Annotated in this window: 13 protein-coding genes; all 13 read left to right on the top strand. The window is 45.9% G+C overall.

Annotated features, from left to right (window positions below):
- Positions 1-95: 95 nt before the first annotated feature.
- The 13 genes from KO533_RS08880 to KO533_RS08820 all read left to right on the top strand — a co-directional run bounded on the left by KO533_RS08880 (position 96) and on the right by KO533_RS08820 (position 11,766).
- Positions 96-974: an MSHA biogenesis protein MshI gene (locus KO533_RS08880; RefSeq protein ID WP_219253744.1), complete on the top strand. Its 879-nt coding sequence runs from the start codon at positions 96-98 to the stop codon at positions 972-974.
- Complete coding sequence (locus tag KO533_RS08875; protein WP_219253742.1) at positions 971-1,573, top strand: fimbrial assembly protein; 603 nt, start codon at positions 971-973, stop codon at positions 1,571-1,573. The genes KO533_RS08880 and KO533_RS08875 overlap by 4 nt, the downstream gene beginning before the upstream one ends.
- Complete coding sequence (locus tag KO533_RS08870) at positions 1,570-2,220, top strand: MSHA biogenesis protein MshJ (protein WP_219253741.1); 651 nt, start codon at positions 1,570-1,572, stop codon at positions 2,218-2,220. The genes KO533_RS08875 and KO533_RS08870 overlap by 4 nt, the downstream gene beginning before the upstream one ends.
- Positions 2,207-2,527, top strand: coding sequence for an MSHA biogenesis protein MshK (locus KO533_RS08865; protein ID WP_105251271.1), 321 nt, complete (start codon positions 2,207-2,209; stop codon positions 2,525-2,527). The genes KO533_RS08870 and KO533_RS08865 overlap by 14 nt, the downstream gene beginning before the upstream one ends.
- 14 nt (positions 2,528-2,541) lie before the next feature.
- Positions 2,542-4,224, top strand: a complete 1,683-nt coding sequence (gene mshL, locus KO533_RS08860) for a pilus (MSHA type) biogenesis protein MshL (RefSeq protein ID WP_173247189.1) — start codon at positions 2,542-2,544, stop codon at positions 4,222-4,224.
- Positions 4,225-4,230: 6 nt separating this feature from the next.
- Positions 4,231-5,139 carry an AAA family ATPase gene (locus KO533_RS08855; protein WP_113940087.1) on the top strand — a complete coding sequence of 303 codons (909 nt, stop codon included), beginning with the start codon at positions 4,231-4,233 and terminating at the stop codon, positions 5,137-5,139.
- Positions 5,136-6,440, top strand: coding sequence for a tetratricopeptide repeat protein (locus tag KO533_RS08850; RefSeq protein WP_219253740.1), 1,305 nt, complete (start codon positions 5,136-5,138; stop codon positions 6,438-6,440). Before KO533_RS08855 ends, KO533_RS08850 begins: the two co-directional genes overlap by 4 nt.
- On the top strand, positions 6,437-8,197 hold the full coding sequence (locus KO533_RS08845) for a GspE/PulE family protein (protein WP_113940085.1): 1,761 nt from the start codon (positions 6,437-6,439) through the stop codon (positions 8,195-8,197). Before KO533_RS08850 ends, KO533_RS08845 begins: the two co-directional genes overlap by 4 nt.
- A gap of 2 nt (positions 8,198-8,199) precedes the next feature.
- On the top strand, positions 8,200-9,420 hold the full coding sequence (locus tag KO533_RS08840; protein WP_126491075.1) for a type II secretion system F family protein: 1,221 nt from the start codon (positions 8,200-8,202) through the stop codon (positions 9,418-9,420).
- 50 nt (positions 9,421-9,470) lie between these two features.
- Entirely contained in the window at positions 9,471-9,965 is a 495-nt protein-coding gene (locus KO533_RS08835) for an MSHA biogenesis protein MshF (protein ID WP_219253739.1), read from the top strand.
- A 76-nt stretch (positions 9,966-10,041) separates the two neighbouring features.
- Positions 10,042-10,659, top strand: coding sequence for a type II secretion system protein (locus tag KO533_RS08830; RefSeq protein WP_219253738.1), 618 nt, complete (start codon positions 10,042-10,044; stop codon positions 10,657-10,659).
- Between the two features lie 64 nt (positions 10,660-10,723).
- On the top strand, positions 10,724-11,242 hold the full coding sequence (locus KO533_RS08825) for a prepilin-type N-terminal cleavage/methylation domain-containing protein (protein WP_198573058.1): 519 nt from the start codon (positions 10,724-10,726) through the stop codon (positions 11,240-11,242).
- A gap of 14 nt (positions 11,243-11,256) precedes the next feature.
- Positions 11,257-11,766 (top strand): prepilin-type N-terminal cleavage/methylation domain-containing protein, encoded by a 510-nt coding sequence (locus KO533_RS08820; protein WP_198573059.1) that lies wholly within the window; start codon positions 11,257-11,259, stop codon positions 11,764-11,766.
- Positions 11,767-11,780: the final 14 nt, after the last annotated feature.

Genomic DNA, 11,780 nt, shown 5'->3' with positions numbered 1-11,780 from the left:
TCATAGGTCAAGGAGCACTGGAGAGTGGAGTGACAGGAAGTTTGTGCGAAAGAGACTACTCAAGCTTTTAAATTCAGTTGGTTATAGGCATCTTTATGGAAAAAAGTCTTATAGGTCGATTAGCCTTTTGGCAGAAGAGAACAGAACCGACTAGCCTTGGTGTCTATGTCTGCGCCGATAAATTATGGGTTTACGCACCTGCCCAAAAAGAAAATGCTGAGCAGTGGCTACCCTTTGAGCTGAAAGATGATCACTGGTCATTGGCGTTTGCTGCTGTGGCTAAATCCTTTCCCAATGCACAGTTACAGCTGATTTTGGCTTCCGGCCTTTATCAATTACTGCTGACTGATAAACCGAATGTCGATACTGTCGAGTTATCCCAAGCTTTGCTGTGGTCAATTAAAGACATGGTCACGCTACCTGTACCGCAAATCCATTTGGATTACTTTGAGTCACCCATTCCGAGTAATAAAATCAATGTTGTGGTGGTGGATAAAGCTAAGCTAGTGAGTATGGTGCAGGCCATTCATGAACAAGATTTACAACTTTTCGGTATTAGTATCGAAGAGTTAGCCGTGACTAACCTATTTAATGATGACAACCAAGCGCGTCTGGTGGTAAGCCATAATCCCGGTCAAGAATTGCTACTGACTGTGGTTAAGCAAGGTCAGCTGTATATGCAGCGTCGCGTGCGCGGATTTACTCAATTGGATAAGACTCAAGCGGATGAGTTAAGTTATGGCATGGCAGACAATTTAAGCTTAGAAATTCAGCGTTCTATGGATTATTTTGAAAGTCAATTGAGACAGGCTCCGGTATCTTCTATCGAACTCCTCGCGGATGGTGCCGTGGATGCTTTAGCTAAGTTAGTCTCGGCAAACTTCAATCAAGCTGTGAATGTCATTGATAAAAGCTGTGTTGGCGCGCGAATGGCGGGATTAGCCTTTGCTGAATTTTATCGAGGTACTGAGTGATTAAATACCGAGTCAATCTTTACACTCCTTCATTATTACCCCCGAAGCAAAGATTAACCTTTGCGCGTTTAAGTGCTTACGCCTTGGTTTTTGCGAGCTTATTTGCGGTTTTAGGTGGTTATAGCTACTGGCAAGTCAGTGAGTTACAACAGGCCCAGCAGTTGGCTGCCCAACAAAAGCAGCAATTCGATACCCAAAAACAGGCATTAGAAGCACAAATTGCTGCGCGTAAACCCGATGCCGATCTTGTTGCGCGAGTCGATTTAGCGAAACAACAGTTAGAGCTGAAGCAATTACTCATGGGAGAATTGAGTCTTAGGACTTCTTTAACTAGCCGTGGTTTTGCGCCAGTTCTTAAAGATTTAGCCGTCGTGTCGGATGCGAGTGTTTGGCTTAGTCATATCGTCATTAATGAGCAAGATTTTATGTTCGAAGGTTTTGCCGACCATCCTCAAAGCATTCCGCAGTGGATTGGCAAACTTAAAACTACGCAGACTTTAAAGGGGCAAGCTTTCTCGTCGATGAGCATGGATCGCGGTGAAGATAAACCTTTGGCCTTTACCTTGAAAAGCGATAACAAGGAGGAAGCCGCGCAATGAAGCAAAAGTTAGCCCAATTAGGACAACAGTTTGATGCGCTAAGTCGCCGTGAGCGAGTGTTGATCTCAGTCGCCATTCTGGCCGTGGTCGGCATGCTGAGTTATTTACCCTTAGAGTCCCTGTGGAAAACCCATGTGGCTGTTTCACAACAACTAAAAGCCTTAGATCAGGAAAACGCGATTTCGGCTCAGCAGATTGACTTGTATCAGCAACGTTTAGCGTTAGATCCCAATCAAGATTACCAACAGCGTTTAGTGCTGTTGCAGCAACAGAATCAAGCCCTAGATGCCCAGCTCGATGAGCAGATGGTGGATATGGTGCCGGCAGACTATATGCCGCAGTTGCTGGGTAATTTACTAGGACAAGTGCAAGGGATTAAATTAATTAAGTTTATGTCGATAGCGCCCATCCCTTTATTACCCGTGGGTGAAGATAAAAAACTCAATCTATATAGCCATGGTATTCGCTTGAGTCTAGAGGGCGATTATTTTTCTGTGTTGCGCTTTGTGGAAGCCGTTGAGGCCATGCCAGATAAACTTTATTGGAAGCGTCTCGACTATAAAGTTGCGGAATATCCAAAAGCGACCGTTGAGATTGAACTTTATACCTTGAGTATTAATAAGGACTTTATCAGTGTTTCTAAATAAGTCTTATATTATCAGTGTGTTGTTATTGGTTAGTAGCCCTATGGTGTCTGCTGAATCGCTGCGCGACCCGACTTTGCCCGGTAAAGGCTTTGCTGTGCAGGGTCATGCGAGTCAAACGCAGGATCAGGCGCTTGTACTTAACAGCATAGTAAGCTCAGGAAACACGGCTTATGCTGTGATAAATAACAAGATATTGTCTGTTGGCGACAGCGTTCAGGGGCTGAGTATTGTTAAAATTACCCCCACTTATGTATCGCTGTCCGATGGACGGAAATTGACATTGTTTCAAGCAATAACAGAGAGATAGGGAATACACCTCAGATGAAAGCGATTAAATACTTTACACCTCTGCTCTCACTTTGCCTTGTGGCGTGTCAGACCACAAATAGGCCACAGCCGGAGGCGAGTAAGGCGGAATTAGCGGCCTCAATGGCGACGGCAACGGCATCAACGACGCCACCGCCTGCGACTATGCCGGATGCGGTTCAGCGGGAATTGAATTCAGGCGCATTGCTATCAGGTTTGACCCCCACATTGGAAACTGAGCGTCGTTTCGATGTATCAGCCCACGATGTTGATGCTAAAGTATTTTTTCCAAGCTTAGTCCAAGGTACACCGCTGAGTGTTGCCGTACATCCTGACGTGCAAGGTACGATTTCATTATCCCTTAAAGGTGTGACGTTAACTGAAGCAATTCAAGTGGTTGAAGATATCTACGGCTACGAAGTGAGTCGCGAAGGTCGCATCCTAAGAGTGTTTCCTGCTGGGATGCGTACCGAGACGTTTCCGCTGAATTATCTCTACATGGAACGCGATGGCTTATCTGTGACGTCAGTGAGTTCAGGACGGATTTCGGATAGCAATAATTCCAACAGTAATTCGAACAATAACAATTCAAACAATAGCGGCTCGAATAATAACAATAACTCGAACAGCAGTAATGGCAATAACTCGAGTAGTAATGGCGGTAGCGATAGTAGCAACGGTACTTTTATCCGTTCGCGTACTAAGACAGATTTTTGGGGAGAGTTGAAAGAGACATTATCCTCGATAATCGGCGAAACGGGTGGCGGTCGTCAGGTTGTTGTTACGCCGCAGGCGGGTTTAGTGACTATTCGTGCTTTTCCTAGTGAATTACGCCAAGTGCGTACTTTCTTAAATTCCGCAGAAAGTCATTTGCAGCGCCAAGTGATTTTAGAAGCGAAGATCCTCGAAGTCACATTATCCGATGGTTATCAGCAAGGTATCCAATGGGATAATGTGCTGGGACATGTTGGCAATACTAATGTGAATTTTGGTACATCAGCGGGCTCAGGTTTAAGTGATAAAATCACCTCGGCTATGGGTGGTGTCACCTCGTTGAGCATTAAAGGTTCTGACTTTACGACTATGATCAACCTATTAGATACCCAAGGTGATGTAGATGTACTGTCTAGCCCAAGGGTCACTGCATCGAATAACCAAAAAGCCGTAATTAAAGTGGGTTCCGATGAGTACTTTGTCACCGACGTTTCTTCGACCACAGTTGCGGGAACAACACCTGTGACGACTCCGCAAGTCGAGCTTACGCCGTTTTTCTCGGGCATTGCCTTAGACGTTACGCCGCAAATTGATAGTGACGGCAATGTGTTACTGCATGTGCATCCATCTGTTATTGATGTAAAAGAGCAGAGAAAAAACATCAAAGTGAGTAATGAATTGCTTGAATTACCCTTAGCTCAGAGTGAAATTCGTGAGTCTGATACTGTCATCCGCGCTGCTTCCGGTGATGTGGTGGTGATTGGTGGTTTGATGAAGAGTGAAAACATCGAAGTGGTATCACAAGTGCCTTTGTTGGGTGATATTCCCTTCCTAGGTGAATTGTTTAAAAACCGTAGTAAGCAGAAGAAGAAAACCGAGCTTATTATTCTGTTAAAACCTACGATAGTCGGTGTCGATACTTGGAAAACGGAGCTGCAACGTTCTAAGACCTTATTAGATCGTTGGTATCCGGAGACAAAGTAAGCTTCTATGTATCAGAAGCATTTTGGCCTAAGCCAACCTCCATTTTCACTAACACCCAATACCGGATTTTTTTTCGGCCTGTCGCCACATGTGGAAGCCTTGCAAGTCTTGCAAACTGCGCTGCAAACGGGCGAAGGCTTTATCAAGGTGACAGGGGAAGTGGGGACAGGTAAAACGTTGATTTGCCGCAAGCTCATTAACGAATTGCCGAGTCAGTTTCATTGCGCATATTTGCCTAATCCTTATCTCACTCCTGCTGAATTACGCTGGGCGGTAGCGAGTGAGCTGGGCCTTAAATACACCAGCAATATCGACCAGCAGCAACTCACAGGACTTATTCAACAGCAGCTTTTAGCCTTGAGCGCCCACGGTCACGCCATCGTATTGGTACTCGATGAAGCGCAGGCATTGCCGGACGACAGTCTTGAGGCGCTGCGGTTATTCACTAATCTGGAAACCGAGACACGTAAATTATTACAGGTAGTGTTATTTGGGCAACCCGAGCTCGATGACAGGCTTAAACGCCAAGAATTTAGGCAATTAAGACAGCGTATTACTTTTAGCTACAACCTTCGCCCACTGACATGGGATGAAACCGATGCTTATATTCGCCACCGGTTAGCTATCGCTGGGCGTGCGGGCGAACCACTCTTTACATCACGGGAAACACGTCAGATAGCCTATGCGTCCCGAGGGATCCCCAGATTGATCAATATTCTTGCCCATAAAGCCTTGTTATTGAGTTTCGGCGAAGGCGCTACTCGTGTGCAAACCTCCCACGTTAAAGCTGCAATTCAAGACACCGAAGATGCAAGTGTTCGCCGATTATTATCGTGGAAATGGTTGCCTTTTTTCACTTTGATGACAGTGGCTTTCGGTTTGGGATTACAACACTTTTTCAGGGGTGTTGTATGAGCGTGATCAACAAGATGCTGCAGGATCTCGACAGACGTCAGCAGGGGCATGAGCTCAGCAACGTGGCTCAGCCACAGGTGCAATATTTAGCTCGCAGGCGGGCTCCGTTTAACGGGCTGCTGCTCTGTGGTGTGTCATTGCTATTCGGTGGCGGCGCGGTTTATGGCTGGCAACTTTTCATGGCAAAGCCTGCTGAAGCGACTATTTCGGCTCAAGCAAATGGGCAAAATGAATCTACTCAGACTCAAATCGAGCCTGTGCAGGTAGACAAGATTACCTCGAGACAGCCTTCAGCAAGCGTCGAAGTCGTCGAAGAACCGCTTAACGTTGCGACTACGCAGGAGTTTACGACTAAGAATGAAGAGCTTGAACCCAGTGTCGACGACGTTGTACTTAATCAGCCGCAAGAATTTGAATCAGAACATGATGTTGAACAAGAGTCACAACGGCAACAAGATGAGAGCTCAGCACTCGCAGATGACCTAGTCGATACGTCAAGCGAGCCAAGCCATTCACAGTCAAATCGTGTGACATCGAGTGTGCGAAGCGCCGAGGTCACTGCTGCCGCACCCTCTGCATTAATGATGTCAGAACGTGCCAGTGTTGCCGCCGATAATGAACTTAACGCGAGCAATGAGCAAGAAGTTAAAGCTGATGCAGGCACTAATCGACTCACGCCCCAACAGCAAGGGCAAATGGCGATTACTGAGGTGAAGTTGACCCCAAAGCAGCTGGCGCAGAAGCGGTTCACCTTAGCGAGTGAGGCTGAAAGGGATGGCAAACTCAAAGATGCCATTAGTTATTATGAGCAAACATTAGGCTTTGATCCCAGTATGCATGAAGCGCGCAAGCAGTTAGCTGCGCTGCATTATGGGCAAGGTCAATTAGCCAAAGCCAGTGAAGTGTTACAGCAAGGCATGCTGTTATTCCCACAGCAGTTAGACTTTGCCTTATTGCTTGCTCGGGTTCATCAAGCCTCAGGTCAGGCTGATCTCGCATTAGCGACGTTAGCCAACATACCTGACACGCATCCGTTGGCGAGACAAAAGTGGATGGCACAATCGGATTTGGCGCAAAAGTTAGGGCAGTTTTCGTTGTCAGAACAAGCCTATAGACAATTATTGCAACAAGAACCTCAACAGGCTAAATGGTGGATGGGGCTGGCCTATGCGCTCGATTCGCAGCAGCAATTTCCCCAAGCACGCCAAGCCTATCGGACTGCTTTAGGCCATAGAGGCTTATCGGCGCAGGCGAGTGCCTTTATTGAACAACGTTTGACTCAGCTAGGAGATAGCCAATGAAACCCAGATTAAAAATGCGTTTGGGCGATCTGTTAGTTCAAGAAGCCATTATTACTGAAGCGCAGTTGCAACAGGCGTTGGCCGAGCAGCGCAATACGGGCAAAAAACTGGGTCGTACTCTGATTGATTTGCAATCGATTACCGAACATCAGTTACTGCAGTTCTTGTCGCAACAATTGAATGTGCCTTTGCTGGATATCAGTAAAATGCCAATCCCTGCGGAAGTGGTGCATCTTATTCCTGAGGTGCAAGCACGACGTTTCCGCGCTTTAGCGGTTGAAGACCGGGGCGATAGCGTATTGGTTGCAATGAGCGACCCCGCGGATTTGCAGGCGCTCGACCACCTCGAAATGCTTATCGCGCCTAAGCGTTTGAAGTTAGCGGTAGCGCCCGAGCAGCAACTGCTGCAAGCGTTTGATAACTTATATCGCCGTACAGACCAAATTGCTCAGATCGCCGGTAAGCTCGAAGAAGAATACGCCGCCGATGAGATGTTCGATTTAGCCAGCCTCACGTCGGGTGACAGTGACAATGAAACCACAGTGGTTAAGTTGCTGCAGTCGATTTTTGAAGATGCGGTGCAAATGCGCGCCTCGGATATTCATATCGAACCCGGTGATAAAGCCTTACGTATTCGCCAGCGTATCGATGGTCAGCTACATGAAACGATTCTGAATGAAGTTAATATTGCTGCCGCTTTAGTATTGCGACTTAAGTTGATGGCGGGTCTCGATATTTCCGAGAAACGTTTGCCGCAGGATGGTCGTTTCCATATGGAAATCAAAGGTCATCATATCGATGTGCGTATGTCGACTATGCCGATTTACCACGGCGAATCTGTGGTGATGCGTTTACTCGATCAATCGGCGGGTTTATTGACCTTAAACGAAACCGGTATGCCGCCTGCTATTTTGGCGCGTATTCGTAAACAGATTAAACGTCCCCACGGCATGCTACTGGTCACAGGTCCAACGGGTAGCGGCAAAACGACCACCTTGTACGGTATTTTGAGCGAGCTCAATACCGCCGACCGTAAGATCATCACGGTGGAAGATCCGGTCGAATATCAATTGCCGCGGATCAACCAAGTACAAGTTAACCATAAGATTGGCTTAAACTTTTCAAATGTATTACGCACCACCTTGCGTCAAGACCCTGATATCATCATGGTGGGGGAAATGCGTGACCAAGAAACCGTGGAGATTGGTCTTAGGGGCGCATTAACGGGTCACTTTGTGCTATCGACCTTGCATACCAACGATGCGGTCACCAGTGCGCTGCGTTTACTCGATATGGGCGCTGCGAGTTATTTAGTTGCTAGTGCCTTAAGGGTGATTATTGCCCAGCGTTTAGTGCGCCGTGTCTGCCATAACTGTGGGGTAGAGTATCAACCGACACCGCAGGAAAAAGCCTGGCTGAGTAGTGTGAGCCGCAAAGATTTTACCCATGCGAATTTTAGAATTGGCACGGGTTGCCAGAGTTGTAATGGCAGTGGTTATCGTGGCCGTATTGGTATTTTTGAAATCCTCGAGCTAGACGAAAAGATGATCGATGCTATGCGTACTGGTAATCCGCAGGATTTTGCCAGAGCCGCGTTGCAGAGTCCTAACTTCACCCCACTCGCTGAGTCTGCTTTGCAATATCTGAGCGAAGGCATGACGACGATTGAAGAGGTCGCTAAGTTGGTGGAAGACGTGAGTGAATCTCAGATACCTTTGTCGAAGGATATTATCAGCCAACAAGGCGTTGAGGCGTAATTATGCCAATTTATCAATACCGTGGACGCAGTGGTCAAGGTCAATCCGTTACGGGACAATTGGATGCCGCGTCGGAAAGTGCCGCTGCTGACATGCTATTGGCGCGTGGCATTATCCCCCTTGAAGTCAAAGTCGCCAAAGTGGCTAAGTCGTTCTCACTGACTAAGTTATTTGGTGGCAAAGTCGCGTTAGAAGAATTACAGATTTTTACCCGACAAATGTACTCCTTGACCCGTTCTGGCATTCCTATTTTGCGGGCAATAGCAGGCTTATCTGAAACGGCGCATTCCCAGCGAATGAAAGATGCGCTTAATGATATTTCTGAGCAGCTCACCGCAGGGCGCCCCTTGTCATCATCCATGAATCAACATCCCGATGTGTTTGATTCTTTGTTTGTTTCTATGGTGCACGTAGGGGAGAACACGGGTAAGTTAGAAGATGCCTTCATTCAACTTTCAGGTTATATCGAGCGTGAGCAAGAGACGCGGCGACGAATTAAATCGGCCATGCGTTATCCCATGTTTGTATTGATTGCGATTGCGCTCGCTATGGTGATCCTCAATATCATGGTGATCCCTAAGTTTGCCGAGATGTTTTCTCGCTTTGGCGCCGACTTGCCGTGGGCGACAAAAGTGTTGATTGGTACATCAAATCTATTCGTGAATTATTGGGCGCTGATGTTGGTGGCGCTGATTGGCACTATTATTGGCATTCGTTACTGGCACCATACGGAAAAAGGCGAGAAGCAGTGGGATAAGTGGAAGTTACACATTCCCGCCGTAGGGTCGATTATTGAGCGTTCGACGTTAGCCCGTTATTGTCGCAGTTTCTCTATGATGCTCAGTGCGGGCGTACCGATGACGCAGGCCTTAAGTTTAGTGGCCGACGCGGTAGATAATGCCTATATGCACGACAAGATAGTCGGTATGCGCCGTGGCATAGAGTCTGGCGACTCTATGCTGAGGGTATCGAATCAGAGCAAGTTATTTACGCCACTAGTGCTGCAAATGGTGGCTGTGGGGGAAGAAACGGGGCAAATCGATCAATTACTCAATGATGCGGCAGATTTCTATGAGGGTGAAGTAGACTATGATTTAAAGAACCTCACCGCGAAATTGGAGCCAATTTTGATCGGTTTTGTGGCCGTGATTGTCTTAGTGTTGGCCTTGGGGATATATCTGCCAATGTGGGATATGCTCAATGTGGTCAAAGGCGGTAAGTAAGCGATATGGATAATATTTATTTCCTATCTTATACGTAGGACTGAGGTTAAATGCAGACTCAGCAAAAGGCTGAAAGCGATCTATTACGTATCTATGGACGTATGATCGCCATTGGAATTGTATTGGTTATCATGGCGGTGATCGGAGCTAAGTACTTTTTTACGCTACCGCAAATAGCGGTTCGTGGATTGGAAGTGGAACACACCCGTTTTTTAAATGTGCTGGTGATGGTGCGTTCCCAGTGGTTGTCTTTGGGTAAGCCGGCGCAATTGCAGTTGAACTGGGAGGTATTTGATAATCCCTCCCCAGAAACTGAGTCGAGTGTTGTCGATATCAATGATTTAGGATGGCCACAACCTAAGCACTTAAATGATCAAGGCTGCCAAGATTTGTGGCAAGAGTTAATGGGCGCTGAAACTGATAATTTAGGTCTAGAGGCGGATTATTTGGCTAAGGATAATAGCTGCCACTATCGGTCTAAAAATGGCGATAGTTTAGGCTATCAACTGAACTCTGGCAGGGTCATTTTTTTGACTGTTCCGTAAAATATTGTTAACTCAATGGCTTTTTAAAATTGATTTAACTGTTAGAATAAAATTTCTGAGGTCTGGGGACATATATATGAAAACTAAGCAAACAGGGTTCTCATTAATCGAACTTGTGATTGTGATTGTGATTTTGGGTTTGCTCGCCGCAACGGCGATCCCACGATTCTTAAATGTCACCGATGATGCTGAAGATGCCAGTGTTGACGGTGTTGCGGGTGGTTTATCGACTGCAGTTAGCTTTGTGCGTTCTCAGTGGGAAGTTGATGGGCGTCAAAATAGCAGCGTTATCCTCGACGGTAACACAGTAAATGTCGATACACGTTTTGGCTATCCAACGGGAACTTCAGTAACCAGTGCGACAGCTATGACAAATGCCAGTTGCCAAGAAGTGTTTAACACTGTGTTGCAGAGTGCTCCACGTAACGTATTATTTAACCAAGATGCACGTAATCAACGTTATACCGCTCGTGTTATTAACGCCGCAGGCGGCAGTGCTAACTCAATTGCTGGCGCAGTCGTCGCAGGTTTAGATTTATGTGTTTATCACCAAGTGGCTTCACTGGTGCTAAATCAAACGAATGGTGTACCCACTCCTGCCCCTGATTTAACAACGGTAGGTGCTAAGGGAATAGTGTATAACCCAGGCACAGGCAGAGTATTAAGTTTCACCCAAACGCCATTTGTACCATAGAAACTAAAGCGTCATGCTTAAGTTAATCAACTTTTTTGTAAAGTTATTGAATAGGTAATTAAGAATGAAAAGACAACAAGGTTTTACCTTAATTGAATTGGTCGTAGTTATTATTATTTTAGGTATTCTTGCTGTCACAGCGGCACCTAAGTTTATAAATTTGCAAGGAGATGCCCGTAAGTCGACAGTCGAAGGCGTTAAGGCTGCGTTGCAAGGTGCAAATACTCTTATTTATTCAAAGGCAGCCATCCAAGGCTTGGGTAAAGCTGCTGATGAAAGTGTTGTTATTGGTAAAAATGGTGCTGCAGATATTGTAGTAACAGCTGATTTTGGTTACTTGAATAGCAAGACTAGTTCTGCAGTTGTTCAAACTAACCTTGAAAAAGCCTTGGATATGAAATTTGATGCATTGGCGACTGACACTGTAGGTACAGCGAATGACTTTGGTGTTGTGTACAAGAGTGCAACATCTTTTATTATTGTTCCTAAGGGAAAGAAAGACACTGATGCCTGCCGTTTAGAATATACACCTGCAACTAGCACTACATTACCTGTGTATTTAGTTGTAGCTACCGCGTGTTAATGGAGTTTCGCAGAATGAAAAAGCAAAATGGTTTTACATTAATTGAATTAGTAGTTGTTATTATTATCTTAGGGATTTTGGCTGTGACTGCGGCGCCTAAATTTATCAATCTACAATCAGATGCTCGAGCTTCAACCGTTAAAGGTCTAGAAGCTGCGATTAAAGGTGCGGATACGCTTATCAACTCAAAGTCTTTAATTGCAGGTAATAATACTGTTGCCGCTTCAGCAACTACTTTAGTTACTGTTGCTACAGGCAAAACAGTTTTGATTAATTATGGTCATGCCACACCTGTATGGACTGGTTCCTTGGAAAATGCTTTGGATATTAATGCTGCTGCTAGCGGAACATCAAGTGAGTGGATCTATCTGGAAGATAGTGCAAGTAAGAGCATTTATTTCTATCCACGAGGACAAATTAGTCCTTTAGCTGCAACTGCTCCTGGTACATGTTACGTGCAATACATTAATAATCTGACTTCATACGGTCCAATTACAGTGACTCCTGTAGTAACAGGCTGTTAAGTCTATTAATACTT

Origin of the sequence: Shewanella sp. NKUCC05_KAH (genome assembly GCF_019345585.1) — a bacterium.
GTDB classification, from domain to species: Bacteria; Pseudomonadota; Gammaproteobacteria; order Enterobacterales; family Shewanellaceae; genus Shewanella; species Shewanella oncorhynchi.
The sequence above is the reverse complement of the archived record's forward strand: the minus strand, read 5'-3'. Positions and strand labels throughout refer to the sequence as shown.